Annotated in this window: 28 protein-coding genes, 11 tRNA genes and 1 riboswitch; of the genes, 30 read left to right on the forward strand and 9 right to left on the reverse strand. The window is 50.6% G+C overall.

The window, feature by feature from the left end:
• Positions 1-70: 70 nt before the first annotated feature.
• Positions 71-1,528, reverse strand: coding sequence for an aminotransferase-like domain-containing protein (locus I8U18_RS14580; protein WP_198064904.1), 1,458 nt, complete (start codon positions 1,526-1,528; stop codon positions 71-73).
• Positions 1,529-1,773: 245 nt separating this feature from the next.
• Between I8U18_RS14580 and I8U18_RS14585 the strand changes: the two genes are divergently transcribed.
• A complete protein-coding gene (locus tag I8U18_RS14585; RefSeq protein WP_198064905.1) occupies positions 1,774-2,391 on the forward strand; it encodes a LysE/ArgO family amino acid transporter in 618 nt (205 codons plus the stop codon).
• Positions 2,392-2,447: 56 nt separating this feature from the next.
• On the opposite strand, the gene I8U18_RS14590 is transcribed toward I8U18_RS14585, so the two are convergent.
• Entirely contained in the window at positions 2,448-4,082 is a 1,635-nt protein-coding gene (locus tag I8U18_RS14590) for a glycosyl hydrolase family 18 protein (RefSeq protein WP_198064906.1), read from the reverse strand.
• A 719-nt stretch (positions 4,083-4,801) separates the two neighbouring features.
• Complete coding sequence (locus I8U18_RS14595) at positions 4,802-5,089, reverse strand: hypothetical protein (RefSeq protein WP_033101985.1); 288 nt, start codon at positions 5,087-5,089, stop codon at positions 4,802-4,804.
• Between the two features lie 191 nt (positions 5,090-5,280).
• Positions 5,281-5,471: riboswitch (Lysine riboswitch) on the forward strand.
• Between the two features lie 109 nt (positions 5,472-5,580).
• On the opposite strand from I8U18_RS14595, the gene I8U18_RS14600 reads away from it, so the two are divergent.
• Positions 5,581-7,035, forward strand: a complete 1,455-nt coding sequence (locus tag I8U18_RS14600; protein ID WP_033101984.1) for an amino acid permease — start codon at positions 5,581-5,583, stop codon at positions 7,033-7,035.
• 57 nt (positions 7,036-7,092) lie between these two features.
• Here I8U18_RS14600 and I8U18_RS14605 read toward each other — a convergent pair whose 3' ends face one another.
• From I8U18_RS14605 to I8U18_RS14620, 4 genes are all read right to left on the reverse strand, one after another.
• The gene (locus tag I8U18_RS14605; RefSeq protein ID WP_033101983.1) at positions 7,093-7,551 is read right to left on the reverse strand and encodes a hypothetical protein; all 459 of its coding nucleotides are present in this window, start codon (positions 7,549-7,551) and stop codon (positions 7,093-7,095) included.
• Positions 7,552-7,566: 15 nt separating this feature from the next.
• Positions 7,567-7,854: an antibiotic biosynthesis monooxygenase family protein gene (locus I8U18_RS14610; protein ID WP_033101982.1), complete on the reverse strand. Its 288-nt coding sequence runs from the start codon at positions 7,852-7,854 to the stop codon at positions 7,567-7,569.
• A 134-nt stretch (positions 7,855-7,988) separates the two neighbouring features.
• On the reverse strand, positions 7,989-8,966 hold the full coding sequence (locus I8U18_RS14615) for a Rieske 2Fe-2S domain-containing protein (RefSeq protein ID WP_198056443.1): 978 nt from the start codon (positions 8,964-8,966) through the stop codon (positions 7,989-7,991).
• A complete protein-coding gene (locus I8U18_RS14620) occupies positions 8,921-9,433 on the reverse strand; it encodes a MarR family winged helix-turn-helix transcriptional regulator (protein WP_198056444.1) in 513 nt (170 codons plus the stop codon). The genes I8U18_RS14615 and I8U18_RS14620 overlap by 46 nt, the downstream gene beginning before the upstream one ends.
• Positions 9,434-9,612: 179 nt before the next feature.
• Here I8U18_RS14620 and acpS point away from each other — a divergent pair, with 179 nt between their 5' ends.
• From acpS to I8U18_RS14680, 12 genes are all read left to right on the forward strand, one after another.
• Complete coding sequence (acpS, locus tag I8U18_RS14625) at positions 9,613-9,993, forward strand: holo-ACP synthase (RefSeq protein ID WP_033101980.1); 381 nt, start codon at positions 9,613-9,615, stop codon at positions 9,991-9,993.
• A 72-nt stretch (positions 9,994-10,065) separates the two neighbouring features.
• Positions 10,066-11,607 carry an NAD(P)H-hydrate dehydratase gene (locus I8U18_RS14630; RefSeq protein WP_198059746.1) on the forward strand — a complete coding sequence of 514 codons (1,542 nt, stop codon included), beginning with the start codon at positions 10,066-10,068 and terminating at the stop codon, positions 11,605-11,607.
• A 41-nt stretch (positions 11,608-11,648) separates the two neighbouring features.
• Positions 11,649-12,668, forward strand: a complete 1,020-nt coding sequence (locus I8U18_RS14635; RefSeq protein WP_198056446.1) for an outer membrane lipoprotein-sorting protein — start codon at positions 11,649-11,651, stop codon at positions 12,666-12,668.
• Between the two features lie 243 nt (positions 12,669-12,911).
• On the forward strand, positions 12,912-13,340 hold the full coding sequence (locus I8U18_RS14640) for a hypothetical protein (RefSeq protein ID WP_033101977.1): 429 nt from the start codon (positions 12,912-12,914) through the stop codon (positions 13,338-13,340).
• A gap of 13 nt (positions 13,341-13,353) precedes the next feature.
• Positions 13,354-14,523 carry an alanine racemase gene (gene alr, locus I8U18_RS14645; protein ID WP_033101997.1) on the forward strand — a complete coding sequence of 390 codons (1,170 nt, stop codon included), beginning with the start codon at positions 13,354-13,356 and terminating at the stop codon, positions 14,521-14,523.
• 251 nt (positions 14,524-14,774) lie between these two features.
• The gene (locus I8U18_RS14650) at positions 14,775-15,026 is read left to right on the forward strand and encodes a CopG family ribbon-helix-helix protein (protein WP_181735445.1); all 252 of its coding nucleotides are present in this window, start codon (positions 14,775-14,777) and stop codon (positions 15,024-15,026) included.
• A gap of 5 nt (positions 15,027-15,031) precedes the next feature.
• Complete coding sequence (locus tag I8U18_RS14655; RefSeq protein ID WP_022738671.1) at positions 15,032-15,382, forward strand: type II toxin-antitoxin system PemK/MazF family toxin; 351 nt, start codon at positions 15,032-15,034, stop codon at positions 15,380-15,382.
• Between the two features lie 225 nt (positions 15,383-15,607).
• The gene (locus I8U18_RS14660; RefSeq protein ID WP_198056447.1) at positions 15,608-16,612 is read left to right on the forward strand and encodes a PP2C family protein-serine/threonine phosphatase; all 1,005 of its coding nucleotides are present in this window, start codon (positions 15,608-15,610) and stop codon (positions 16,610-16,612) included.
• Positions 16,613-16,652: 40 nt separating this feature from the next.
• The gene (locus I8U18_RS14665) at positions 16,653-16,985 is read left to right on the forward strand and encodes an STAS domain-containing protein (RefSeq protein ID WP_033101975.1); all 333 of its coding nucleotides are present in this window, start codon (positions 16,653-16,655) and stop codon (positions 16,983-16,985) included.
• Positions 16,982-17,470: an anti-sigma B factor RsbW gene (rsbW, locus tag I8U18_RS14670; protein ID WP_033101974.1), complete on the forward strand. Its 489-nt coding sequence runs from the start codon at positions 16,982-16,984 to the stop codon at positions 17,468-17,470. Before I8U18_RS14665 ends, rsbW begins: the two co-directional genes overlap by 4 nt.
• Positions 17,433-18,218 carry an RNA polymerase sigma factor SigB gene (gene sigB, locus I8U18_RS14675; protein ID WP_198056448.1) on the forward strand — a complete coding sequence of 262 codons (786 nt, stop codon included), beginning with the start codon at positions 17,433-17,435 and terminating at the stop codon, positions 18,216-18,218. Before rsbW ends, sigB begins: the two co-directional genes overlap by 38 nt.
• A gap of 279 nt (positions 18,219-18,497) precedes the next feature.
• Positions 18,498-20,651, forward strand: coding sequence for a Tex family protein (locus I8U18_RS14680; RefSeq protein WP_198056449.1), 2,154 nt, complete (start codon positions 18,498-18,500; stop codon positions 20,649-20,651).
• A gap of 67 nt (positions 20,652-20,718) precedes the next feature.
• Here I8U18_RS14680 and cmpA read toward each other — a convergent pair whose 3' ends face one another.
• Positions 20,719-20,868, reverse strand: a complete 150-nt coding sequence (gene cmpA / locus I8U18_RS14685; protein ID WP_152568605.1) for a cortex morphogenetic protein CmpA — start codon at positions 20,866-20,868, stop codon at positions 20,719-20,721.
• A gap of 86 nt (positions 20,869-20,954) precedes the next feature.
• Between cmpA and I8U18_RS14690 the strand changes: the two genes are divergently transcribed.
• Complete coding sequence (locus I8U18_RS14690) at positions 20,955-21,425, forward strand: SprT family protein (RefSeq protein WP_033101971.1); 471 nt, start codon at positions 20,955-20,957, stop codon at positions 21,423-21,425.
• A 15-nt stretch (positions 21,426-21,440) separates the two neighbouring features.
• Positions 21,441-22,379 (forward strand): NAD(P)-dependent oxidoreductase, encoded by a 939-nt coding sequence (locus I8U18_RS14695; RefSeq protein WP_198056450.1) that lies wholly within the window; start codon positions 21,441-21,443, stop codon positions 22,377-22,379.
• 114 nt (positions 22,380-22,493) lie between these two features.
• Here I8U18_RS14695 and I8U18_RS14700 read toward each other — a convergent pair whose 3' ends face one another.
• A complete protein-coding gene (locus I8U18_RS14700) occupies positions 22,494-23,531 on the reverse strand; it encodes a ThiF family adenylyltransferase (RefSeq protein WP_033102175.1) in 1,038 nt (345 codons plus the stop codon).
• Positions 23,532-23,684: 153 nt separating this feature from the next.
• Here I8U18_RS14700 and I8U18_RS14705 point away from each other — a divergent pair, with 153 nt between their 5' ends.
• The 14 genes from I8U18_RS14705 to I8U18_RS14770 all read left to right on the forward strand — a co-directional run bounded on the left by I8U18_RS14705 (position 23,685) and on the right by I8U18_RS14770 (position 26,842).
• On the forward strand, positions 23,685-24,011 hold the full coding sequence (locus tag I8U18_RS14705) for a hypothetical protein (RefSeq protein WP_198056451.1): 327 nt from the start codon (positions 23,685-23,687) through the stop codon (positions 24,009-24,011).
• 135 nt (positions 24,012-24,146) lie between these two features.
• Positions 24,147-24,848 (forward strand): Bax inhibitor-1/YccA family protein, encoded by a 702-nt coding sequence (locus I8U18_RS14710; protein ID WP_370589278.1) that lies wholly within the window; start codon positions 24,147-24,149, stop codon positions 24,846-24,848.
• Positions 24,849-25,072: 224 nt separating this feature from the next.
• Positions 25,073-25,147: transfer RNA gene (locus I8U18_RS14715), tRNA-Asn, on the forward strand.
• Between the two features lie 5 nt (positions 25,148-25,152).
• Positions 25,153-25,245 (forward strand) — tRNA-Ser (locus tag I8U18_RS14720).
• Positions 25,246-25,260: 15 nt separating this feature from the next.
• A tRNA-Glu gene (locus I8U18_RS14725) sits at positions 25,261-25,337 on the forward strand.
• A gap of 5 nt (positions 25,338-25,342) precedes the next feature.
• Positions 25,343-25,418, forward strand: a tRNA-Val gene (locus tag I8U18_RS14730).
• A gap of 19 nt (positions 25,419-25,437) precedes the next feature.
• Positions 25,438-25,514, forward strand: a tRNA-Asp gene (locus I8U18_RS14735).
• Positions 25,515-25,521: 7 nt separating this feature from the next.
• Positions 25,522-25,597, forward strand: a tRNA-His gene (locus tag I8U18_RS14740).
• A gap of 5 nt (positions 25,598-25,602) precedes the next feature.
• Positions 25,603-25,677, forward strand: a tRNA-Gln gene (locus I8U18_RS14745).
• 9 nt (positions 25,678-25,686) lie between these two features.
• Positions 25,687-25,762, forward strand: a tRNA-Lys gene (locus I8U18_RS14750).
• 369 nt (positions 25,763-26,131) lie between these two features.
• A complete protein-coding gene (locus tag I8U18_RS14755; RefSeq protein WP_198056452.1) occupies positions 26,132-26,296 on the forward strand; it encodes a hypothetical protein in 165 nt (54 codons plus the stop codon).
• Positions 26,297-26,574: 278 nt separating this feature from the next.
• Positions 26,575-26,658 (forward strand) — tRNA-Leu (locus tag I8U18_RS14760).
• Positions 26,659-26,672: 14 nt separating this feature from the next.
• A tRNA-Leu gene (locus tag I8U18_RS14765) sits at positions 26,673-26,759 on the forward strand.
• 6 nt (positions 26,760-26,765) lie between these two features.
• Positions 26,766-26,842 (forward strand) — tRNA-Pro (locus I8U18_RS14770).
• Positions 26,843-26,856: the final 14 nt, after the last annotated feature.

The raw sequence follows: 26,856 nt of genomic DNA on the forward strand, positions 1-26,856 counted from the left end.
AGAATGCCGTTTACAAACCCTTAAGGAGTCCCGCCGCAATAAGCGAATGGTTGCGACAGGATTTTTCTGTTTACGGATGTGCGGACAAGTTTCGGATTATCCCGGCCAGCGAGACGATGGCTTCATGCAACTGATCGGGAGAGGCGTAGGCATAGGAAAGCCGGATATTCCGGGTTGCGCCTGGATCGTACATATTGCCGGGATTGAGCAGAATGTCCTTTTTCAGTGCCTTTTCAAAAACCTCGCGCATGGGAAGCGGGGAAAGGAGATGCAGCCAAATATAAAAACCGCCTTTGGGAACGGTCCAGGCGGCCAGATCGGAAAAAGAAGCATGCAAGGCTTCGACTGCCGCGGCTCTCCGCTTTCTCAGTTCTGCCCGAACCCGCTTCAGATGCTGTTCATGGAGCCCGCTGGATAGCCATCTGGCCACCACCCACTGCGACAGGGAACTGGAGCCGTAATCCGTCTGCATTTTGATATCGGCCAATCGTTCGATAACCGGTTCCGGGCCGACCACCCAACCGATTCTCAAGCCCGGACTCAAGGTTTTGGACATGCTGCCGAGATAGAGGACGAGCCCGTTTTTGTCGATTGCTTTCAGGGGAGGAGGGGGCGGTTCGTCCAGCCACAGATCGCGGTATACATCATCCTCAATAAGCGGTAAACGCTCCTGTTCGCAGATGCGCAGCAGGTCTCTGCGCCTTTGTTCCGACATCAGGATGCCCGTCGGATTATGAAAGGACGGGATCGTGTAAAGCAATGAAGCATTTTGCCGCTTTTTCTGCACGGGAATGTATTTGATCTGCACCCCCTCCTGATCCAACGGGAGGCCGGATAACCGCATCCCGGCTGACTGAAAGACATGAAGCGAATAGAGATATGAAGGTTTTTCCAGCAGAATCGCAGCGCCCCGCTTCAACAGGCCGAGCGCGATCAGTTGCAAGGCCTGCAAGGCACCGGACACGATCAAGATGGAGGAAGGGGAAGCATCGATTCCGATCCTTTTAAGATGCTTGCTCAGTTGCTCCCTGAGCAGGGGCAGTCCTTTCGGCTCTTCATAGCCAAGTGAATCAATTTGATCCGGCAGCTCGGACAAAACAGTTTTCAGCATGTCACGGGGAAAGAAGTCGGGAGAGAGCTCCCCTGTTCCCAGGCGGATGATGTGCGGGTGGAATTCCGCCCGGTTGATTTCCTGAATGGTCGGCAAATTGGGGGGATGGATTCCGGCATCAACGTAGGCGTTCCAATCAGGCGGACGGGTAGAGTGCATCAGGGACCATGTATTGTTAATGATCCGTGTTCCGCTTCCGCTGTTTCCTTCCAACAGCCCTTCCGCCATTAAGTCGGCTATGGCGGCAACAATGGTGCTCCGGTTTACCTTCCAGACTTTTGCCAAATAACGTTGCGGCGGAATTTTGCTGCCAACCGGCCACTCGCCATTTTTGATCTTTTCCCTGATGTATTCCCTGATCTGGATATAGAGAGGAACAGGGGATGATTTGTCGGGTTTCCAATGGGTATCAATCATGGTTGTGATCCATCCTTTTACTTTTCTGTGTCAAATCGCGTTGGATGCCGGGCATGGCCAGAAGAGGCACCACTTCCTCACCGGTTTTGCTCTGACTTCTCCTTCAGGTTTCTGCTGACAGGGGATGGACGATTCTGTTTTTGTTAATTGTACAACTTGGTTGGGTTGGAATCCATCCAATTGGCGGGCGACAGGATGCAAAATCTTTTGTACGATGGAACCATACTTTTTCCGGAGGGATTTTGATGGTTTCTGCATTTTTACATGGATTGATTCTTGCCTTTGGACTGATATTGCCGCTCGGTGCGCAAAACGTTTTTGTTTTTAACCAAGGGGCCTTTCATCGGCGTTTTCGTCAGGCCTTGCCGACCGTCCTGACCGCCGCGTTGTGCGATACCCTGTTGATTACATTGGCGGTGCTCGGGATTTCTCTGGTGATTTTGGGATCATCATGGATCAAAACGGTTCTCCTTGGCATGGGGGTTTTGTTTTTGCTGTACATGGGATGGAATACCTGGAAGGTCACGCCCGGAGCTGACGGCGGCCTTGCCCATCCGCGGGAAACCTTCTCCGCCCGGAAGCAAATTGCGTTTGCAGCGTCTGCTTCCCTGCTTAATCCCCATGCGATCATGGATACGACGATGGTGCTCGGGACAAGCTCTTTGCAGTACGCCGGGATGGAAAAAGCGGCTTTTGCCGTTGCCACGGTACTCGTTTCATGGTTCTGGTTTTTCGGATTGGCCCTGGCGGGGCGCTTTATGGGGGAACTGGACAGCTCAGGGCGGATCATGATGATTTTGCAGAAGATTTCAGCTTTGGTGATGTGGGGGGCAGCGGTTTATCTTGGATTCTCTTTATGGTGAAAAGAAAAAACCGGTTTCCAGCTAGATGTTTAGCCGGTTACCGGTTTAGGGAATAATTATTTTAATTCGGTTTTTAACATATTCCAGGTGGCAGGATCCTCTGCACCGATATACCATTCGGTAATGCCGCCGATGTGAGGATTGCCTTGCTTGATCGTTTCAATTTTCCGTTGCCAGCTTATCGCATCTTGGTAGTAGCCTGTGTATTTCACCCCGTTGGATGTATAGGTAAAGGTCGGCTCCCCGTTCTTGTCGCGTACGACTTTGGCATGGTTGGTTTTGATCAGATTTTGTGCCTGGCTGTAAGAGAGTGAGGAGCGTTTGCCGTCAGAGGTCCACAGGTAACCGTAGGAAGGCAAACCGAAATAAATTTTTTCCGAGGGCACCTGGGTATTGGCGTATTTGACAATATCGCTGATCCAATCGAGCGGAGCACCCGGTCCCGGGCTGTTCATGCTGTAGTTATAGGTCATGATCACCAATTCATCCGCAGCTTTGCCGAGACGTTGCCAGTCTTGGGAGATTGGGCCGTCCCAGCCGCCATAGGATGTTTTGGGATAAACGGAGACCAGCACTTTTTTGTTTTTCTGGTGCATTTTCTGTGCCAATACTTCCACGAACGCCGAGAAATTGTCGCGGTCGCTTCCCCGGATCACTTCCAGGTCCAGATCAATGCCGTCATAATTGTTTTTAAGAGTGAAGGCCAGGAGTTTATCGGCTAATTGGCTCCGTTTCTCCGGTGTATTGATGAGATTATGGAGTTCATCTTCCGCTTTGTTCACATCGCTCCAACCGTCGGTATTGGCGACGGTGGCATAAATTTTTGTGCCTTTTTCGCGGGCGAGAGCCAAAGTGTTTGGATCAGGAGCTTTGGCATATTGCATATAGCCCACATCTCCGTTCGCCTGTAATTCGTACATAAACAGGTTGATGGAATCGAGCGATTGTGAAGACAAAATCTGATTTCCGGAGTTGGTGCTCCAGAACGGGAACCATGCCGTTGTCTCTATGCCATCCGTTTGCTCCGGCTTTGAAGGAGCAGGATTGGAAGGTTCAGACGGATTGGATGTGTCGCCGTCATTTGCCGGCGGGGTTTGCGTCGAACCGTTGGATGGTTGTTGGTTGTCCGTGCCGGGTTGTTGCGGTTTTTCAACCGGTTTATCTCCTGGTTGCTGCTGGTTTTGCTCTTTGCCCGGCGCCGGTGATGCCGGTTTCGTTGTGGGTGCAGATTGGTTTACATGCTGGCTGTCACCCGTTTTCGGTGTGGTTGGCGCTATGTTGCCGGTGGCCGGACTTGTGCTGTTATCGGTATGATGGGAGGCCGCATTGCCGTTTGCCGCCCCCCCGGAATGAGAAGCACCGGAATTGTTGATCTCATTCGGATTTACCTGTGGAACGTTATGATGGGTCAAGATGTTTTCCACATACTGACTCTCTTTTTTCGGCAACGGTTTAATATCCGTCACTTCAGTTACATCTGCCACATCGTTGGATGAGGCTGAATCATCTTGGATGGTCTCATGTTGCACATGGGCTGTAGGGGCTTTCGCTTTCGGTGCAGCTGTTTCTTGGCTGCAGCCGGACGTGAGCAAAACCCCGCCGCTGACAAGCACCAAGGCTGCGGTCGCGTTGATCAGCATCGCCTTTTTTTGCCAAAAGGCTTCAAGTCGCGAAAACTTTGTTTTCTCCATAGTCTCTCCCCTCTGACGGATGACGTTAATTTCTTTGTCAAAGCTAATAAAATACGATTTTCTTCCGCAATAGGATTTTATATATTTTTGTACTAGAATTAAAGATTAACAGAAGAAGTTTCTAACTATTTTCACAAATGAAGGGAATAATTGGTTGTTTCCCTGTTTATGGGAGTTTTGTTTGAAACAACGGGGAATTGAAGCAGGCGGATGGTCGGAAACGATCTGCGGAAAGAAGAGAATCTCTTTGGGAGATTAGTAGTCTGAATGATCTGGCAATGGAGACAAGCGGCGTCGTGGAGCGATTTTCGGCGGAAGAAATCAAGGTGCATGATAAAAGAGGGAATTGTGCAAAAACCGAATTGCTGAAATGGATATGTGTGGTTGACCGGCCTGATTGGCGGGATGCCCTTTTTTTGTAACCGCTTTCTGTTTGGGCAAGGGCAACTGCCGTTCTCCGTGATGTGGAGCGTGATGCGATGATCCACGGCTGAGGGCGAAATGGTGTCCAATGGTTGATGATCTCCCGGCACTGACCGCCTGGTTTTGCCGGCGTGCATCTTCCGCGATTCTGGTGCAGGGAAAAACCGGCAGAGGAGGCGGGAGGTGTCGTCACTGATTTTTATGGCAATCCATTGCCGCCGGGGCGGTGAAGCAGTGTTATCGCCATCCATCCCGCGCTACAACGCGAACAATCCTGTTGAATCGGGTAAACCTTTTCACGCACGCAGGAACAGCCATTTGGCGGCCATGCGTCTTGCTTCGAACTCAAGTGCATGTTCCTTTTCGGAGAGAGGGAAGTTATGTTCCCTGACACAGGCTTGGCAGGCCCACATTTCCGTGCCATCGGGCTGTTCCACCACATGGATTTCCCAGGGCCAAACCTGATTTTCACATTGTTCGCAATAACTCTTTGTATGATAAATCTCTTCCAGATTCGCTTTCTTTTTCAACTGATCATGGATTTGTTTCGCTTTTTCGCGAATTCGTCGTTTGCGCTTTTCCATCGGGGTTCCCTCCTTTTGCTTCTTTTCATTATAAAGGATAAATCAAAAATGAATACAACCTGTTCTGCCGGCGGCGTCCTTTACCTTACGGTGATTTCCTTGCTAGCAAATATTTCCCTTGTTGATCTTTTGACTTTTTACTATACTAAAGGACGTATGGAACAAGTGCATAGTCACCCTCATCGATCCTACGGTGAGGTAGAGGTCGCGGCTTTTAAGAGTAATTTGTGCGAGGTTCGGAGATTGACTGATGACTGCAAATGAAAGGAAAAGCCGCCGAAATCCGGTTGCCGGCTCCGGGCGTCCGGGTTGGGGCTGTGTCCGAACAGGTGCAGCACTGTCACGTTTTCTTTCCCGGGAAACGTGGTGCGCTATCTTGCGGGGGTAGAGTGTGGGTTCACTCAAACCGTCCGTTCAATACGAGAGCATTGGGACGGTTTTTTTATTGCCCAAGCCACCTCGCGATCAAATAATGAAAGGTGTTTGATTTTATGAGTCAACAAAACCGGTCACCAGAACTTAAACGAGGGCTGAAGGCAAGACATCTGTCCATGATTGCAATTGGCGGTTCGATTGGCACGGGAGTGTTCCTGGCCAGCGGGGCTTCGATTTCGGAGGCGGGGCCGGGTGGAGCGCTTGTCGCCTATCTCGCCATTGGGATCATGGTCTATTTCCTGATGACCAGCTTGGGGGAAATGGCGACGTTTATGCCTGTTGCGGGGTCATTCAGCACCTATGCCGGAAGGTTTGTCGATCCGGCGCTGGGATTTGCCATGGGATGGAATTACTGGTATAACTGGGCGATTACCATTGCTGTTGAGCTGTCGGCGGGCTCATTGATTATGGATTATTGGTTTCCGCATTCGCCGTCCATTTTGTGGAGCGCCCTTTTCCTCCTGCTGATGTTTGGATTGAACGCATTGTCCGTAAAGGGATACGGGGAATCGGAATATTGGTTTTCTTTTATTAAAGTGGCAACGGTTATCATTTTTATCGTGATCGGTTTATTGATGATCTTCGGGATTATGGGCGGAGAAGCGATCGGCTTTAAAAACTTCACGATCAACGACGCTCCCTTCCATCATGGGTGGCTCGGGATTTTAAGCGTATTTATGATCGCCGGATTTTCCTTCCAGGGGACGGAGCTGGTCGGTGTGGCCGCCGGAGAGAGTGAAAACCCGCGGAAAAATGTTCCCAAAGCCATCCGTCAGGTCTTTTGGCGAATCTTGTTGTTTTATGCATTGGCGATTTTAGTGATGGGACTTGTTCTTCCTTATACCAATCCGAATTTGGTCGGCGGTGACGTAAACCAAATCGCCAAAAGCCCGTTTACGATCATTTTTGAAAAAGCCGGATTGGCTTTTGCCGCCTCGGTGATGAACGCGGTGATCCTGACATCCGTGCTGTCCGCAGGCAACTCGGGAATGTATGCTTCGACGCGGATGCTCTGGCAAATGGCCAAAGAAGGGAAAGCGCCGAAACTCTTTGCCAAAGTAAACCGTCGGGGTGTTCCGGTTTTCGCGTTGCTTCTGACGACAGCAGTCGGGGCTGTTGCCTTTCTGGCTTCGCTGGTCGGTCAGGGGAAAATTTACATCTGGCTGCTGAACGCTTCCGGGCTGTCCGGGTTTATCGCCTGGCTGGGAATTGCGATCAGCCACTACCGCTTTCGCCGGGCTTATGTTGCGCAGGGGCGTGATCTGAACCACTTGGTTTACCGGGCGAAATGGTTCCCGTTCGGCCCGCTCTTCGCGCTCGTTTTATGCGTGATCGTGATTGTCGGGCAAAATTACCAGGCTTTTACCGGAAATACGATTGACTGGAACGGCATTTTAGTTTCGTATATCGGCCTTCCGCTGTTTATCCTGCTGTGGCTCGGCTATAAATGGGTGAAAAAAACAAAAGTGATTCCTTTAAAAGAAGTGGATTTGGAATCGAATGGGGAGTGAAATCGGAAAACGGCAAGTCGACATCGTGCGACCTGCCGTTTTCTTTTGCATTGGGCGTTAAATTTTGGTGGTGACGAAGAAAATAAGCACAACCATGCAGAGAAGGGAGATGTTGAGTACCATGATGTAGCGTTTTAAAAGGGATTTTGCCTTCTCTGGCTCGTTTTCCGCAGCCTGAACCTGGTTCAGCGTTTTTCTTCCGTAGAAAACGATGTAAAGGATATAAACAATGACAAACAGGCTGCCGAACCGCTCTTTTACCATCAGCCACAGCGCTTCGTTATGTAAGGTCAACTGTACATACAGAAGATACATTCCGCTGATGAGCACCAACAGGGCCGTCGGGACAAACATGGTCAGGTTCCACCGCTGGGCGCGGCTGATTGCCCGGGCCATCGTTCCGCCTTCATTGGAACGGATGGCATCCCGGAGGACCATGGCCATTAAGGAAATGCCGCCGAACCAGGAGGCGATGAGCAATACATGGACAAAGAGAACCAGGGAATATGCATTCATCAATCGTCGCTCCTTTTACGTGATCGCCACATAATAGCGGGCAAGTTCAGGGCGTCCGGGGTCACCGCTGCGACCGCCATGGGCGTGTTTAAAATGATCGCTTTCAATCCAGGCCAGAAAATCTTCCTTTGAAGCAAAAACAGTTTCGGCAATGACATGAGATCCGTCCTCCGCCTCCAGCAAACGGAAGGAAACAAATCCGGGAACGCGTGTCATCGATTGCGGAGCGTTGGCAAAACGCTCTTTCAGGGTTTGCAGATGTTCCGGCGAAGTAATTTCAATCCGGTTGTTTACTTGGTACATGGAAGATCCTCCCAGCATGATCAGATGGGTAAAGCCAATTCTATTCCATACTATATCACGTTTTCTTTGAATGAAAACGTTTGTAAGGGAATCAGCAAATGAAAAGAGGATGATTCGGTTCTTTCCGAATATTTTTATTCGCTTCCTCTCACTAGCAGGTGCTCCGTTTCGTTTTTCAAAAACTGATACCAACGATGGCGAAAGCGGACTTGGACGCCGTCAGATGGCACATGGGCTTCCATTCGCAAAGCTTCCGGGATGGGACGGGGATGCTGGCCTTCCACTATTAATTGATCTTCCTTTAAAACGCGAAGGCCAAAATGAGATAAATATTTTCCGATGAAGGGAACCCGTTTGGCAAAGGTCCGCCCGATCTGGCTGAAAATCACCGTGGTTTCGTGATCCAGCGGAGTGAATGTGGCAAATGTGAACATTTTGGTTTCGTTTTTTCCCAAGTATTGAATCCATTGGTTTGGAAAACGGTAATGAAAGCGATTGGTTCCTTTTTGAAAATGGATGTCATCTTTTTCCGCTTGAAAGGAGAGATCATTGATCTCGGGAGACAGGCCTTTTCCGATGGTTTGTTTGTGAACAAAAGCGAGATGCGCCACATCCAGTACGCTTTCCACCACTCTTGTCAAATGGGCCTTCCACACCATTTGGTAAGGACTGTAGACAAACTGCGGCTCCTCTAAAATCGGAAAGAGGTGTAAATCCGGCGCTTTCGTTGAAGAATCAGGATAAATCCAAATCATGCCGGCTTTTTCTTGTACAGGGAACGACTGGATGTGCGCAAAGTCGGGAATGTCCCGTTCGGGATGGGCGGGAATCTTCCGGCATCTCCCATCTCCGCTGAATTCCCACCCGTGATACGGGCATTGCACACAGCCATTGATTACTTTTCCCGTTGACAGATCAGCGCCACGGTGGGAGCAATACGCTTGAACGGCCTGGATTTGTCCTTCCTTATTGCGAAACAGAACAAAATCGATATTTGCCACTTTTCGTTTAATCGGTTTTTCTTTGCATTCGCTTGACCAGGCAATGGCATACCACGCCTTGGGCACTACCGATGTGTCGGAAGGTAATGTGGGTTGGGTGGGTTTTGACACTTTTCATCTCTCCCTTTCTCTTGAAGTTCGACGGAATGATGGTACAGTCTGTTCAACATGTCGATCAGCATGGCTCTTTCTTCGCTGCTCAGGACGGAAAATAATTCGTCGGTGAACTCCTGGGAAATCTCCCAAGATTGCCATAAAGTTTCCCGACCGCGATCGGTAATATAAACATGGTGTGCGCGTCGATCGGAAGGATGCGGTTTTTTGGAAACCAGGCCTTTCGACTTTAAGGCATTGACCAAACTGACCATCGTCGCTTTATCGATTCCCAAGTAATCGCTTAATCTCGCCTGAACGAGCGGACCTTTTTCATTTAAGATCGCCAGCACGCTTAACTGGGTGTCATCCACCCCGAGAGGCAGCAGCTTCTGATGAAAAAGCTTTCTTCCAATTGCCGCGAAACGGCCAAAGTTAAAGCCGAGCGAATTCGTCAAGAGATCGGGCAGGGTTTCCTTTGTCAACTCATCTCACCCCTTCGGAAGTCGATGTGTCATCAAGAATATTATCATAAAAAATGTTTGTACAACAAACGTTTTTGTAAAAAACAATTTTTGCACCGAATCAGCTCTGCGGAAAAGGATAAAGCAGGGCAGTTTCCCGTGGTATACTGGTAATAATCTGAAAGCAGGATGTGAAATGAGTGATCAGAGGCATTGGAACTGATTTGGTGGAATTGGAGCGAATAGAAGAGATCGGCGTTCACCGGCTTGCCAGACGGATTCTGACTGAACGCGAACGTACGTTGAAGCCGGAACAACCGGGGCGGGAACTGGAATATATCGCCGGACGATTTGCCGCCAAAGAGGCGGTGGCCAAAGCGCTTGGCACCGGGATCGGCGGGAATTGCTCCTTTTTGGATATCGAGATTCTCAATGATCATAAGGGCAAACCCTGCGTTTTTCTTTCCGAATCTGCTTTCGCAGCCATCTTTGCCGATAAGGAGATTGCCGTACATTTGTCCATTTCGCACAGCCGGCAATATGCGATGGCGATGGCGGTGATTGAGGAAGTTGTGCTCTAGGGGTTTCCGGCAATTGAATCATAACTCTTTTTGGGTGGACATACATATATAACGCGGTTAGGAGGGACAAACGTGTATCTGGTAACCGCCAGGGAAATGCGCGAACTGGATCGCTACACCATTGAGGAGATCGGCCTGCCGGGGATCGTGTTGATGGAGAATGCCGGCAGAGCGGTCGCGGAAGAGATTTTCCTTCGCTTTCCAAAGCCGAAAACGGCCACCGTGCTTGCCGGGGCAGGAAATAACGGCGGGGACGGTTGGGTGGTGGCCCGCCATCTGCTCGATCGCGGCTGGAAGGTGCATATGTGGTTTATAGGTTCGAAAGAAAAAATGTCAGCGGATGCCGGCGTTTTTTATCAGGTTTGCTGTCGCTATGCTCCGGTGTGGCATTATTCGGACGGGCAAAAAGAGAGATTGTTCCGTCACTTGGCTGAAGCAACCGTCGTCGTCGATGCCTTGCTTGGAACAGGAACGCGCGGGGGACTCCGGCCGCCGATGGACGAGGTGGTTCGCCGGCTGAATCAAACACCGTCTCCGTTTGTGGTGTCCGTTGATCTCCCTTCCGGTGTCGATGCCGATACGGGAGCGATTGAAAATGAAGCTGTGCGGGCCGATTTGACGGTCACATTCCAGTATCCGAAATGGGGTCATTATTTACGTCCGGGAGCAAACGTGCGCGGGAAGCTGAAAGTGGCGGAGATCGGGATTTTTTCCGGTCATGAGAAAACAGAAAGGGAACCGCGGGCGCGACTGAATACTCCCTGTTTGTGGCAGGAGTATGCACAGCCGAGACAGGAATGGGCGCACAAGGGAACCTATGGGCATTTACACGTGATCGGCGGGGCCGGGGGAATGCTCGGAGCCGTGGTGATGGCGGGTGAAGCGGCCTATCGCATGGGGGCCGGTTATGTCACCTTAACAGTGCCGGAATCGGAACGGCTGGCATTGGCGGCCAAAGTGACACAGCAGCTGATCTGGAGCTGGCCGGGGCAGGAAGTTTTCGACGCAGGCAGCGCAGACGTTTGGAAGGAGAAGCGAGAGCGCTTTTCCGCAGTGGCGGTTGGTCCGGGGCTGGGCCGGTTTGCCGGTGAAGAACAATGGCTTGGCCAGCTGATGGAGGAAGTGGAGGTACCTCTCGTTTTGGATGCAGATGCCTTGAATATTCTGGCAGCGCATCCTTCCTTATTCCGGCGGAGAAAAAAGGGAGCCGTCACGATTTTGACCCCGCATCCGGGAGAAATGGCTCGCCTGATCGGTTCCTCCACAGCAGAAGTCGAAGTCCAGCGTCATCAAGTGGCCCGGCAATTGGCACTGAAAACAGATATGTTTGTCGTTTTAAAAGGGAGATATACCGTAATTGCTTTTCCGGATGGCAAGCAGGTACTGAACCCCACCGGAAGCCCTGCTCTGGCCAAAGCAGGTTCAGGCGACCTTTTGACCGGAATGATCGGTTCTCTGCTCGCCCAGCGCATTCCTGCTGAAAAAGCGGTGCCGATGGCCGTTTATTTGCATGGGAAAGCGGGGGAAATCGCCGGGCCTTCCTCTCATGGTGTAATGGTTGATGACCTGCTCCGGGCGATAGCCCGGGTGAGATCGACGACTGTCCCTTACTAGCCGACACATTTCCCGGGAAATTGACGAAAGGGCGGATTTGAATGTGTCGGAAGATCTGGATCTTTGTCCTGCTCGGGCTTTTGATCCTGCCGCTCGCCGGATGCGGGACGAAAGATGCCAAAGATGTGGTCAGCGATTTATCAAAGCGCTCCGAGGATCTCGAGTCTTATATCAGCCATGGAAAAATGGCGATTTTATCAGGGCAGGAACCACAGGAATACGATGTGGAAGTATGGTATAAAAAGCCCGGGTATTACCGTGTGGCCCTTCGGAATTTGAAGAAAAATACCGCGCAGATTTTGTTGAGAAATGATGAGGGTGTGTACGTTTTATCGCCAAGTTTGAAAAAGAGCTTCCGCTTTCAAAGCGATTGGCCGTATACGGGCGGGCAAATCTATATTTACCAAACGCTGTTGCAAAGCATTGTCGATGACCAGGGCCGCCAGTTTCAGGCCGGGAAAAATGATTACCGCTTTGAAGTTGTCGCCAAATATCCGTTTAACAAGCAGGCGGTCAAACAGAGGATCTGGTTGGACCATGATCTGAACCCCAAGAAAGTGGATGTGCTGGATCAAGAAAATGACCTGTTGATGACGGTCAGCTTTGACCGGTTTAAGCCCGATGCTCATTTTGACAAAGATGCTTTCGATACGCAGCGCAATTTACAGCCGATGCCGTCCCAGTCAAAACAGGCATTGGCAGCAGTAAAACAGGAGAAGCAGGATATATCCTCCGTGATTCCTGGTTATGTTCCTGATGGAATCCGGCTGGCGAATGAGCAGACCATTCAAACACCCAATGGTCCGGTGGCCGTTTTACGGTTTAAAGGCGAGAAATCCTTTACCCTGACGGAACGCCGTACTCAGGAGATTGCTGCCAGTCTGCCGATCATGGGGAAACCGGTCGATTTGGTGCAGACCGTAGGAGTACTTTTGGAAATGGGCGATCGGAAACGGCTCACCTGGACGTACGATGGGGTCGACTATGAGCTGCTGGGAGATCTGGCAGAATCGGAAATGATTAAAATCGCCAATTCCCTGTACGACCAGCCGGCAAAATAAAGGATCACAAGTGGACACCGTCAAAGGCTGTCCATTTTTCTGTTCAAGTTTGTTTTCCGGCAAGGTCGTGTTTCTTCTTAACCTCCCCATGTTCGCATGGCAGGTCAGGGGGGCAACTCCCCCTTGCGGGTGCTTATGCTCTCATCTTCCGTGTTGTGCTGTATTTTTCTCGGATATTTCAGCAAAGATTTGATATAATACAGGATAGTTGCCAGAGACTTAAACGCAGAAGGATGACAATGTATGGCCAAACAGCAGCTGGTCAGGGAGGAGCGCTCTTCCTACAAGGTGCTTCTCTTTCGCAAGAGCAAACGGATGCGTCTGTTTGAATCCCTGATCTTTCTGCTCGGACTCGGAGCGGTGTGGCTTTCCTGTCCGCCGCGCAGTTCCGGTTTTATCATGGGGCTGGTTGCCGATATTCTCATCACCCTGTTCCTGCCGCCGGCCATTTATCTGTTCTTATTTCGTCCGCATTATCTTCTTTTTCCGGACCGGTTGGAAATCTGTTGGGGCAAGAGAAAAAAAGTGCTGCCGCTGAGAGATTTGGAACAGGAGTTCGGCTTGCCTTATGTTTATTTATTCGGGAGCAGAAAGATAGCCATTCTGGTTAGTGATGCGTTCCTTGGTGCACTTAATGGTCAATTGGAAGTGGTCAAACGTGGATTGTTATGAAACGAAGGAAACAATGGAAACGAAGATCGGGCGCGACACGGTCGTGGTGGTGGATTTGGATGCAATCGCCCATAATGTCAGAGAATTCCGCCGCCATCTTGGCCCGGATGTCAAAATCATGGCTGTGGTAAAGGCGAATGCCTACGGACATGGTGCGGTTCAGGTCGCGAAAACCGCGCTTGAGGCGGGAGCGGAATATTTGGCGGTTGCTTTTGAAGATGAAGGCATCGAGTTGCGCCGGGCGGGCATAGAGGCACCGGTTCTGGTGTTGGGATTGACACCGGATCATGCCGTTGCCGAAGCGCTGAAGGCCGGACTTACCCTTACCGTCTACCATCACGAATCGTTGCAAACCATTGAACGGGAAGCGGCCAGGTTGGGAATCCGGGCGCGCGTCCATGTAAAATTGGATACAGGGATGGGCAGGTTGGGATTGTTCCCTGATGAAGCAGTCGCTTTTGTCAAACGGGCCTTGGAATTGAAATCGGTCGAGGTCGAAGGGATTTTTACCCATTACGCGACTTCCGATCAGGCGGATAAAGAGTATGCTCTGTACCAGGAGAGGCGGTTTGCCGAGGTTTTAAACCGCTTGGAGAAGGAAGGGATTTCGATTCCTCTTCCTCATATTGCCAATAGCGGCGGCGCGATCGACTTGTCCGATCATGCATATCGCATGGCACGCGTCGGGATCAGCCTTTACGGTTACTACCCGTCGGATCAGGTGAACCGCACTGCCGTCAATCTTCGCCCTGCTCTCACCCTGAAAACGAGGATTGCCGATTTGAAGCAGCCGCCGGCAGGAACGGGCGTCAGCTACGGCAAAACCTATATCTCGGACGGTGACGAGTGGATTGCCGCTGTTCCGGTCGGCTATGCGGATGGTGTGAACCGCCATCTGTCCAATCGCGGATTTGCCCTGGTACGGGGGCGGAGAGTTCCGATCGTGGGCCGTGTCTGCATGGACCAGTTGATGTTAAATGTGACGAATGCCATGCCGGTTGAGATCGGGGATGAGGTGGTGCTATACGGAGAGCAGTATGGTGAATGTATCACGGTGGATGAAGTTGCCAAGCTGTTGGGGACAATCAGCTATGAAGTGGTCAGTACGCTCAGCCATCGCATTCCCCGGGTTTATCGAAAAGAGGGAGAAGTAGTGGAAATCGTCAACCGCTTGCGTTTTTAGGTTGTCGATTTGCTGAAAATTAGCTGGCAGACTGGACATTCGGCAACTTTTTTAGTATTACAATTGGTTGAGAAGGAATTTTAGCCTTCCGGACGAATAAATTTAACTATGTCTGTTTTCCATCTTACTTTTATTGCTTGTAAGTAAGTATATTTTTGCAACATCTTCGGCATAATGGTAGTATTGATAGGGGAAATGTTAACGGTGATGATTGGTTGGGGGTGCTTCATTTGTCCGGTACAAAAAGAATCATGATCAGCCTGCCAACAAATTTGCTTCAAGAAGTGGATGGTATGGTTGCGCGAGATAACTCAAATCGCAGCGAGTTTATTCGCCAGGCGATGAAAATGTATCTCCAGGAGCGGAAAAAACGTCTCATCCGCGAAATGATGCAAAGAGGCTATATGGAAATGGCTCGCATCAATCTCAACATTGCTTCTGAGGCATTTGTAGCGGAGGAAGAGGCTGAAGATACTTTGGATCGATTGGTTAGCGGGGTGTAACCGATTTGATTGTTAAACGTGGCGATGTCTATTTCGCAGATCTCTCCCCTGTGGTCGGATCCGAACAAGGTGGGGTTCGGCCTGTTTTGGTAATTCAAAATGATATTGGCAATCGGTTTAGCCCCACCGTGATCGTCGCCGCGATTACAGCCCAAATCCAAAAGGCTAAGTTGCCTACACATGTGGAAATCGATGCCAAAGCTTATGGGTTTGACCGTGATTCTGTTATTTTGCTGGAGCAAATTCGTACAATTGACAAACAGCGATTGACGGATAAAATCACTCATTTGGACGACGAGATGATGAGTCGTGTAAATGAGGCCCTGATGATCAGCTTGGGCATGATCGATTTTTAGGAGAATGGATTTTTTTCCATTCTCTTTTTTGTGTTGGTGTGTTATTCATTTCTGCGGCAATCTATGATATTTTAGTTTCAAAATCAGTTCATATGAGAGAGAAAGACAAGCTGCGAAAATTTGCAAATAGATTTTCTGATTTTATCTTTTTACATGCCCGTCTGGTCTCAAAGGAAATCAACTTGGAGGTTTTTCTAATTGACGGCTGATCAAGGGGACCTTTCTATGGATATTCATTTGAAAAAATTGTATGAAAAGCTGCTCGCTTCCTATGTGAAAACGAGCAAGGAAGATCATTTGTACAGTGCGCAACAACTTTCCAAATGGTTTATGGAAAAGCGGATTCCCCCTGACGAGGTGGTAAATGCCCACGTGCGGACGATGAAATCGCTGTTCCCCGACTTGCCTGCCGAAGTGAAAGCATCTTTTGATCTGTTGCTCGAAATGATGATCGGTTATGGGATTGCTTACCGGGAACGGGAGAAATTGATGAATCGCCAGCGGGAGCTTGAAAATGAGATCGAAGTGGCTGTCGGCATGCAGCAAACGCTCCTTCCCTCCAAAACCCCTTCCCTGGAAGGAGTCGATATCGGTGTGATCAGTGTGGCCGCCAATCAGATGAGCGGGGATTATTACAACTTTGTCGATCACGGGGTGGGTTCCATTGGAATCGCCATTTCCGACATCATCGGGAAAGGAATTCCCGCTGCCCTGTGCATGTCGATGATCAAATACGCGATGGACCGGCTGGGAACCCAGCCGCTTTCGCCGGCAGAGGTATTAAAGGATCTCAATATCGTGGTGGAGCGCAATGTCGACCCCAGTATGTTTATCACCATGGTCTACGGGGTATATGATTCGAGAAATCACCAATTTCGCTATGCCACAGCCGGACACGAGCCGGGACTCTTTTACAGAGCGGCTGAACAAGATTTTCTCGACTTGAAGACGCGAGGACTTGTGCTCGGGGTGTCCAGAGATGCCGAATACCCGGAGGATACGATTTCACTCCAACCTCATGATGCAATTGTGTTGTTTTCGGATGGCGTAACGGAATGCAGAGTGAATGGTGAATTTATAGAACGGGAAACTCTTAAGCAATTGATTCAGGGATATATTCATATGCCGGCTCAGGAGGCAGTGGAAGCAATCCACCAAAAACTCTATGAAATGACGAACTACAAGATACGGGATGATCAAACGATATTGATTTTAAAACGGATTGGATAGACAGCAGCCGTCTTCGCTTTTTTGAGGAGGTTAAAAACGTATGAATCTTGTAATTCATGAAAAAATAGAAAAGGAGAACCGCATCGCGATCTCGGTGGAGGGCGAAGTGGACGTCTATACCGCCCCGCAGCTGCGTGAGAAATTGCTGCCTTTGTGTCAGGGAGGAAGCCAGATTACAGTAAACCTCTCCAAAGTGACTTACATCGACAGCACGGGATTGGGTGTGCTCATCGGTGCCTACAAAGCACAACGGGCAACATCTGGAAAACTCGTTTTAACGGGAATGAACGCCCGATTGAACCGGCTTTTCAAGATTACGAACTTAAATCAGATTATGGATATTGAAGATCAGGCAGGAGGAGGCCAACTATGAGTGAAAAACCCTTAGATTTGGTATACTTGACCATTCCCGCTAAGCCAGATTACGTTGGAATCGCCCGGTTAGCGGTCTCCGGAATTGCCAATCGCATGGGTTTCTCATACGATGACATAGAAGATTTGAAGCTGGCCGTATCGGAAGCCTGCACCAATGCGGTGGATCATGCTTATTGCGGCGGCGAAGGCGAGATAGAAGTAAGTTGCAACATCTTTTCCAACCGGCTCAAAATCGAAGTGATTGACCGGGGGACCAGTTTTGACGTGCAAGAAGTTGAGAAAAGAACCGGCCCGATCCGGATGGAGCGTTCGATGAATTCGCTGCGGGAGCGCGGTTTGGGTTTATATCTCATGAAAACGCTGATGGATGAAGTTGAAATCAAGGGAGATAATGGAGTAATCGTAACGATGACCAAGTTTATCCGAAAGGACGTGGTGGAATCTCATGTCGAGTCGTCCACATCCTTCCACCCTAACCGATGAACAGGTGCAAGCGTTAATCAAAAAATATCAACAGGATGAGGATTCGCAGGCACAAGACCAGCTGATCGACCATTTCAGGGAGCTCGTGGAAACACTGGCTTTCAAATTTGCTCATGGTTCGGAGCCCTACGAGGATCTGGTTCAGGTTGGGATGATCGGCTTAATTGCATCGCTCAAGCGTTTTGATCTCTCGCTCGGCCGCAGTTTTGAGAGTTTTGCCGTGCCGACGATCATCGGTGAGATCAAGCGCCATATTCGCGATAAAACTTGGAGTGTGCATGTGCCGCGAAGAATCAAGGAATTGGGCCCTCGCATCAAAACGGCAGTGGAAGAGCTGACGACGAAATTGCAGCGTTCACCGAAAGTGGAGGAAATTGCAGAATATCTGGGAGTTACGGAAGAGGAAGTTTTGGAAACGATGGAAATGGGACGGAGCTATCATGCTGTTTCGGTTGACAGTCCGATCGAAGCAGGCAGTGATGGCGGCCAGGTTACCCTGCTGGACCTGGTGGGAACGAATGATGCCGGCTTTGATCAGATCGACCGCAAGCTCCTCCTGGAAAAAGTGTTTTCCGTGTTAACGGAGCGGGAGCAGGAAATTTTAAAATTGACGTTTTTTGAGAACTTAAGCCAAAAGCAGGCCGGGGACAAACTGGGGATTTCGCAAATGCACGTCTCCCGCTTGCAACGCAGAGCCTTGCAAAAACTGCGGCAAGCAATTCGCATGGAACCGTCAGAAGTCATATAGGTGTAACGGAGCTGACCGATGAAAAGAAGGTGGGCTCTTTTTTTGTTTTTACCATTTCTTTAAGCGAATTGCCATCAGTTCGCCTCGCTTTTCGGCCAAAAATTTATGCATTGCCGGTGTCAGTTCGCTAAAATAGAGGTTAGCTTCAGGTATGTTGATGAACAAATGATTGATTTTGGATGGGATTTTTGAAAACGGGTTTGATCCGTACGATTCCATACGTCAACATGCTTTGGCTGGCTGTGATTTTCTTTTTGTGAAAGAAGCAGGAGGAAGAAAATGGACCAACTGAAGATGATGGAGATAATCGCCGGCGCACTCGGCATCGAAACGCGCCAAGTGAAAGCAGCCATTGAACTCATGGAAGAAGGAAATACCATTCCGTTTATCGCCCGGTATCGCAAAGAAAGAACCGGTGAACTAGATGAGGAACAATTGCGGTCGATTGAAGAGCGATACCAATATGCCACCCAGCTCAATCAGCGGAAAGAAGAAGTGATCCGTCTGATCGATGAGCAGGGCAAACTGACGGATGAACTGAGACAGAAGATCATGGAGGCCGTCAAGCTGCAAGAGGTGGAAGATCTCTATCTCCCCTACCGGCCGAAGCGGAAAACCCGGGCTTCCATCGCACGGGAAAAGGGATTGGAACCGTTGGCGCGCATCATGCTCCAAGTGGAGGACCAGGATGAGATCGAGCAAAGCGCCGATGAGTTTGTGAGTGAAGAAAATGAAGTGAACTCACGCGAAGAGGCCTTGCAAGGGGCAATGGACATTCTGGCCGAGGAGCTGTCCGAAGACGCGGAAATTCGCAAATGGGTGCGCGAATTTACCTGGAAAACCGGAATGCTTGTTTCCAAGGCAAAAGATCCGGAAGTTCGTTCCGTCTATGAAATGTATTATGAATTTAGTGAACCCGTACATAAAATGCCTTCCCACCGCATTCTCGCCGTTAATCGCGGGGAACGCGAAGAGATTCTGAAAGTGAAAATCACGGTGGATGAGGAGGAGATTCATCGCCGTCTGCTGCGCTGGTTTCCGATTCCGGCCCATGATTTTTTGCAAGCGGTGGCACAGGACAGCTACAAACGGTTGATCGCACCTTCCATCGAAAGAGAAGTTCGCGCGCAAATGACGGAGCAGGCGGAGGAACAGGCGATCCGCATCTTTTCCGAAAATTTGCGTCACCTGCTGTTGCAGCCGCCGGTAAGAGGAAAGATGGTGTTAGGAGTCGATCCTGCCTATCGAACCGGATGCAAGTGGGCCGTGGTGGCGGATACCGGAAAAATGCTGGAAGTCGGCGTGATTTATCCCACTCCGCCCCAGGAAAAAGTCGAAGAAGCCAAACGCACGGTATTGGCGCTTTTGGACAAGTATCCGATTGAGATTATCGCCATCGGAAACGGAACGGCCTCCCGGGAGACGGAAGCGTTTATCGCCAGCGTGATCAAGGAAGCAAAGCGCTCCGTCTATTACATCATTGTGAATGAAGCGGGAGCGAGTGTTTACTCTGCTTCCAAACTGGCCAAAGAAGAGTTTCCTGATCTGGACGCCGCCCGCCGCAGCGCTGTTTCCATTGCCCGGCGCTTGCAGGACCCGCTGGCGGAGCTCGTCAAAATCGATCCGAAGTCGGTGGGGGTCGGCCAGTATCAACACGATGTTTCGCAAAAGCGTTTGAGTGAAAGTTTGACGACAGTAGTGGAGTCTGCGGTGAACTATGTGGGGGTTGACGTGAATACTGCCTCTCCTGCGCTGCTTGGCTATGTTTCGGGCATCAGTGCCTCGGTCGCCAAAAACATTGTGAAGCGGCGGGACGAGGTGGGGCGTTTTCAAAGCAGGGAGGAGCTAAAGGAAGTTCCGCGCCTCGGGGCGAAGACCTATGAACAGTGCATCGGCTTTTTGCGCATTCACGACGGAGTCAATCCGCTTGATCAGACACCGATCCATCCCGAATCGTACCGGGTGGCTGACCAACTGCTGCAACGGCTTGAAATCACGAAAGAGCAAATCGGCAGTGATGAGTGCAAGGAAAAATTAAAACGGGTTGATGTGGAAAAAATCGCGGCAGAACTCGATTGCGGCATCCCGACGCTGAGAGATATCATTGAGGCTTTGCTCCGGCCCGGCCGCGATCCGCGGGATGAGCTGCCAAAACCGCTTTTGCGTTCGGACGTGTTGAAGCTGGAAGATCTGCATGAGGGAATGCATTTGCAGGGAACGGTTCGCAATGTGGTTGATTTTGGCGCCTTTGTCGACATCGGACTCAAGCATGACGGGCTTGTCCATATCTCAAAAATGAGTGAAAAATTCGTGCGCAATCCGATGGATATCGTCACGGTCGGTGATATTGTCGATGTTTGGGTGATCAATGTCGATGTGGAACGGGAGCGGGTCGGTTTGAGCATGATTCCGGTTAAACGGGAAGAGTCGTGAGATATTAGCGCAAGTGCCCGTCAGGCAGCAGAAGCCGGCACTCCCGCGTTTCGTGCGTAAGGAGGCTTTACTCGCTGCTTGAGGGCACTTCGCGTGCACAGGTAATTTGGCATACCCTTGTTTGATATTGGAACCAGCACTGATTTAACAGGCGGATCTGGCGGCGGTCTTTTTCCAGAAAAGCGCGCCGAAGTTGCCGATAGAGCCACTGGGGCATGGTTCGTCCTCCCTTTTATGGCTTTTCGGAATATTTTATGATGGAAAAGAGGATCGGTGAGCCGATTTTGAAAGGATGGGAACAGGATGGCAAAATGGACGGATCAGGAACTGCAAAAGCGGGTGGAAACCCTGTCGCTTCAGCATTTTGGCCTCCCTTTTCGCCATCTGGCCCGGTTCAATCCGCGCTTGAGAACCACCGGTGGCCGCTATTGCCTCGGCAGCCATGCGATTGAAATGAATCCCCGTTATCTGGAGGAGCACGGGGAAGAGATTTTTCAAAAGATGATTTTGCACGAATTGTGCCATTATCATCTTCATTTGCAGGGAAAAGGATACCAGCATCGCGATGCCGATTTCCGATACTGGTTGCAGCGGGTCGGGGGCTTGCGCCATGCCCCGGCGCTGCAGTCGTTACAAAGCAGGAAGCCGAAATATGTCCTGATTTGTGTTGAGTGCCGCCAGGTATATTACCGGCAGCGCAGAGTCGACCTGCGGAAATACCGGTGCGGTGTATGCCGCGGTCCGCTGAAATTGCGCCAGTCCAATTCAGATTAAAAAGGGGGAGATCCAATGCAAGACCTGCGAAAAGTCGGTTTTATCGGCCTTGGGATCATGGGGCGTTCCATGGCTTACAATCTTTACAGGGCCGGGTTTGAAGTAACGGTCTGGAATCGGACCGCCAGCAAGATGCAAGAAGCGGCAAAATGGGGAGCCAAGCTGGCCTCTTCCCCCGTAGATTTGGCCCGGACAAGCGATGCGGTCATCACCATCGTCGGGGACACGCCTGATGTAGAGGAAGTGATTGCCGGGGAAAAAGGAGTGCTGCAGGGCGCGAAACCCGGAACCATCCTGATCGATATGAGCACAATCTCACCGGATGCAACCCGGGTGCTGGCGGGAAAAGCGAAGGCAAAGGGAGTCGAAATGATCGATGCCCCCGTGAGCGGAGGGGACGTGGGTGCGCGAAACGGAACGCTCTCCATCATGGTGGGGGGTGACCCGGCCGTGGTTGAGAAGGCGATGCCTTTGTTTAAAGCGATGGGAAAATCGGTTACCCACTGTGGCCCGGTGGGAGCAGGGCAAACGGTCAAAGCGTGCAATCAGATTTTGTGCGGCTTGAATTTGCTCGGGGTCGTTGAAGCACTGGCCTTTGCCCGAAAGAGCGGCGTTGATCTGGAAAAAATGATCCAGGTGACCACACAGGGGGCAGGAGGGTCATGGGCACTGGCTAACTATGCCCCCAGGGTGATCAAAGGAGATCTGGCTCCCGGATTTTCCGTCCGCTTTCAGCAAAAGGATTTGCGCATCGTCCTGCAGGAAGCGGAACGGTTGGATCTCCCCCTGGCCGGAACAGCCCTGGTTCAACAGTTGCTCCGCTCCGTTCAGGCTTACGGGGGAGGCGAAGACGGCACTCAAAGTTTGATCAGGGTAATGGAACGGCTGGGAAACGTGTCGATTATTCCGGAAAATGACCATGATTTGCCAGCGCAACCCGGGGAGGAAAGTTAAGTACAACGGGGTTGGAGTGGCGTCTCCCGGCAGATGAGGAGCGTGGGGAAGTCCGGGATGACATTGCCGCCTGACTAGAAAAAAAGCGAATGGAGACCAATCCATTCGCTTTTTTTACAGGCCGATATATTTGGCCACCAGTGATTTGGCCAACGGAATTTCGGTCGTTCCCTGAACCAAAATTCGCCCGTCCGGAAATACGGCAAAGCGGTATTCTCCCAAATCGGCCCGCAGCATAAAGGGATTGCGGGTGACTGTTCCCGCCTGTTTCAGACGTTCCGCGATGAGATCAAGGGAAAAGGAAGAAGACGGCAGGGTGATCTGCACGGTTTCCCGGCCGCACATGGACACTTCGGTTCCCCGTTTTTCCTGCGGGTCGAGATAAGAAAAGATCTTCTTTTGGCAGGCGGGGCAGTCGGCAGCGATTTTCTCCCCAACATCCATTGCGTGATGATGGTTATGCCACAGTTCAAAGTGGCGCAGGCGGGGATCAAGCCGGTCTTTGGCGCCGACCAGCCATTTTAGCGCTTCCGCCGCCTGATAAGCGGCCACAACATGGATAATCGGGCCGATCACGCCGGCGGTGTCGCAAGTCTCGGCCGATCCCGGGGCAGGCGCATCTGGAAAAAGGCAGCGCAAGCAGGGGGTTTCTCCGGGGATGATCGTATAGGTCATGCCGCGGGAACTGACAGCCCCGCCATAAATCCACGGGATGCCATGCTTGATGCTGACATCGTTGATCAGGTACCGAACCTGAAAGTTGTCCGAGCCGTCGAGAATCAAATCGACCCCGGTAAGGAGTTGTTCCGCATTTTGCCAGTTGAGATCCGCGATGTGCGGCTCGATTTCAACCGCGCCGTTTACCGCTTTCAGCTTGCGGCTGGCTGCGATCGCCTTTGGCATGTGTTCTTTTGCATCCTGTTCATCATAAAGCATTTGCCGCTGCAAATTGCTCGCTTCCACAAAGTCGCGGTCGATCAGGCGCACGTACCCTATGCCGGAGCGGACCATATGGTTGGCCAAAGCCGTTCCCAATGCTCCCATGCCAACGATGGCCACACGGGAGCGAAGCAATTTTGCCTGTCCTTCCTCTCCGATGGGGGCAAAGAGAATTTGCCTCGAATAACGGGTTTGCCCGATGTCGGTTGTCATTGCTCTGCCTCCTCTGTCTTTTGACCCGTTGGTTCCTCCTCATTTCCGGAAGATGGTCTTCTTCATTTTCGCATTGAAAGAGGCATTGGTCAAAACGGAATGGGGGTATGTTTTTGCGAAGAATAGGAAAAAGTGAGATTGGAGGTGTCCCTGATGGATGACAAAAAAACTTACTATGTGACCGTGGAGATCGGCCAGCGCTCGGGAGAGATTCGGGATCATCTTGAAGTAAATGACGCCAATTATGATTTTGAAATCAAGGCGACGGAGGAGGAGATCGAGCGGTTGGAGCGATTGTTCCGGGAAGCGGAAGAAGAAGATTTTACGACCTTTGTCAAAGCGCATATCCCGTTTCTGGACAATGAGAGCCAAGAGAATGTCAAAGGAGATGGAACACTGCGAAAAATCTACCGCATGATTTACCAGCTCGGTACGGAAGAGACCAAACGGAGAATGGATGAGTCCGGGATGATTCATTAGAAGCAGGAAAAAAACGGGGGTTATGGAGCAGAATATGAAAGATGAATGAAAGGTGCCAGCATTGCTTGATTAAGAGGTGCAATAAGGAATATACTGTTTTTAAAAATAAATGAATATTTTTGGAGGGATTCTTTCGTGAATCAATCGCAATATCCGGGGACGAATCACACTTCGCTCGCTTACTCCGCGCAGCGCCTGATGCCCCGTGTGTTTGGATGGATGTTTGCGGGCTTGATGATGACAGCGATTATTGCCCTCGTACTTTCCGGTAATCCCAATGTTCCTTATTATTTGGCCACGCATTCAGGGGTGTTTTGGGGAATTGTCATCGCCGAGTTTATTATTGTGATGGCCCTTTCCTCTTTGTTGGGAAGAATGTCGCCGTTTGCTGCCACTTTTTCATTTTTTCTGTATGCCGCGCTCAACGGCGTGACACTTTCGCTCATTTTAGCCTATTTCAACGTCCAAACAGTCGCCGCCGCTTTCTTTATCTCCGCCGGGATGTTTGGTCTGTTTGCGGCATTCGGCTATGTGACGAAAATCGATATGACCCGGTTTGGATCAATTGCCCTGATGCTCATCCTGGGATTGGTTCTGGCTTCGGTCGTTAATATATTCTTTGTCAAGAGTTCGATGCTCGACCTGATCATCTCTTACGCCTTGGTTGTGCTCTTCTGCGGGGTCACCGCTTATGATATTCAAAAAATCAAGGCGATGAGCCAGCAGGTATATGATGAAGAGACAGGAACCAAGCTGGCGATCTTCGGAGCGTTGATGTTATATCTCGACTTTATCATTATCTTTAAAAACCTGTTGCGTATTTTCAGCAGAGACTAACGAAAATCGGGAAGCAAGTCGGTTTTGGCTTGCTTCCTTCAGGGATTTGTACGGATGAAAAATTAAATTTATTTTCCTGTGAAAAAAGGGTTGACTATTTTCCTTCGGCATGGTAATGTATTAATTGTCGCCGGAACGAAAGCGACAATGAAAAGAAAGTCATAAAAAAGACTTGCAAACAATGCGGCACTGAGTTATAATAACATTCGTCTCTTAAATTATATTCCTCAGTAGCTCAATGGTAGAGCACCCGGCTGTTAACCGGTAGGTTGCAGGTTCGAGTCCTGCCTGAGGAGCCAGACGCGGAGAGATACTCAAGAGGCCGAAGAGGACGGTTTGCTAAACCGTTAGGGGGCTATCTGGCCCCGCGAGGGTTCGAATCCCTCTCTCTCCGCCACTTTTTGTGCCTTGTGGCCCGTTGGTGAAGCGGTTTAACACACCAGCCTTTCACGCTGGCATGCAGGGGTTCGAATCCCCTACGGGTCACCATTTGCGGACGCTTAGCTCAGCTGGGAGAGCATCTGCCTTACAAGCAGAGGGTCGGCGGTTCGATCCCGTCAGCGTCCACCATAAGGAAAATTTCATATGCGGAGCTGTGGTGTAGAGGCCTAACATGCCTGCCTGTCACGCAGGAGATCGCGGGTTCGAATCCCGTCAGCTCCGCCATTTTGCGGCGGTCGTGGCGAAGTGGTTAACGCACCGGATTGTGGCTCCGGCATTCGTGGGTTCGATTCCCACCGATCGCCCCATTCGCTGGGGAATAGCCAAGCGGTAAGGCAACGGACTTTGACTCCGTGATGCGTAGGTTCGAATCCTACTTCCCCAGCCATTTTTATTTGAGCCATTAGCTCAGTTGGTAGAGCACCTGACTTTTAATCAGGGTGTCGAAGGTTCGAGTCCTTCATGGCTCACCATATGAAATCGCGTCACCTTTGCCGGGTGGCGCTTTTTTTATATCTTTGCGAGCGGGAAGACCCCGCCTGGCTTCAACTATGGGGATGAGAGCGGGCGTCAGGTGAGGGAGGAGAAGTTTTTTCTCTTTCTCTCAACCCTGACCGTCGTTTGCTCTCTTTTTTTGTACATGGAAATATTGGTTTTAAAATTGGCAATGGGTGATGAAGTTTTGAACTGTTCATAGTGATCGCAATGTCATGTCCGACTCTCCCTGTTTTATAAAGTTGGAACGTTACATTCCAAGAGCTGAATTCATCACAAGGCATTCAAATATCATCCGGGTCCACCGAAGAGCAAGCGGCTCTCATCAACAAATCCAGCAGAGTGGAATGAACGGAAAACCGACAATCAAAGCAGTGCGCAACCAAATCAAACTTCCCGAATCGGGATCGGTGAAGTTTGCGAAATCGCGTGAAATCGGGGGACGGTTCGCGACGATCCGGTGGAGCCGAAGACTTGCAAGTCCGGAACATGGCAAAATCCAACACGGATGAATCGTGGTCCCGCCCAGCTCTGATCCGGTTGCGAAACAAGAATGGATCGCCGTGTGGCCCGCCGTTTGAGCTTGGCCCGTGCCCGGGAATCCCTGTTTTTATGCATGGGAAGTGGTGGAATGTAATATGCTCTCATGCGATTGGACGGGTATGATTTTTGAAAGTTAAAACATTAAAATTGGTGGTTGACTTTCTTTTTACTGCATGATAAATTATTACTTGTCGATGCGAGATACCCTGAAACGAAAGGGAAAGACACCAACCCTTACTGATCGTAAGCGGGTGTGGCGGAATTGGCAGACGCACTAGATTTAGGTTCTAGCGCCTCTGGCGTGGGGGTTCAAGTCCCTCCACCCGCACCAGGAGCATCGTTTGAGCGGTCGTGGTGGAATTGGCAGACACGCTATCTTGAGGGGGTAGTGGCCGTATGGCCGTGCGAGTTCGAGTCTCGCCGACCGCACCATGAGACCGGGGTGTGGCTCAGCTTGGCAGAGCGCCTCGTTCGGGACGAGGAGGTCGCAGGTTCAAATCCTGTCACCCCGACCATTTTTAAAAATTAA

The organism is Thermoactinomyces sp. CICC 10522, assembly GCF_016055075.1.
Taxonomy (GTDB): domain Bacteria; phylum Bacillota; class Bacilli; order Thermoactinomycetales; family Thermoactinomycetaceae; genus Thermoactinomyces_A; species Thermoactinomyces_A daqus.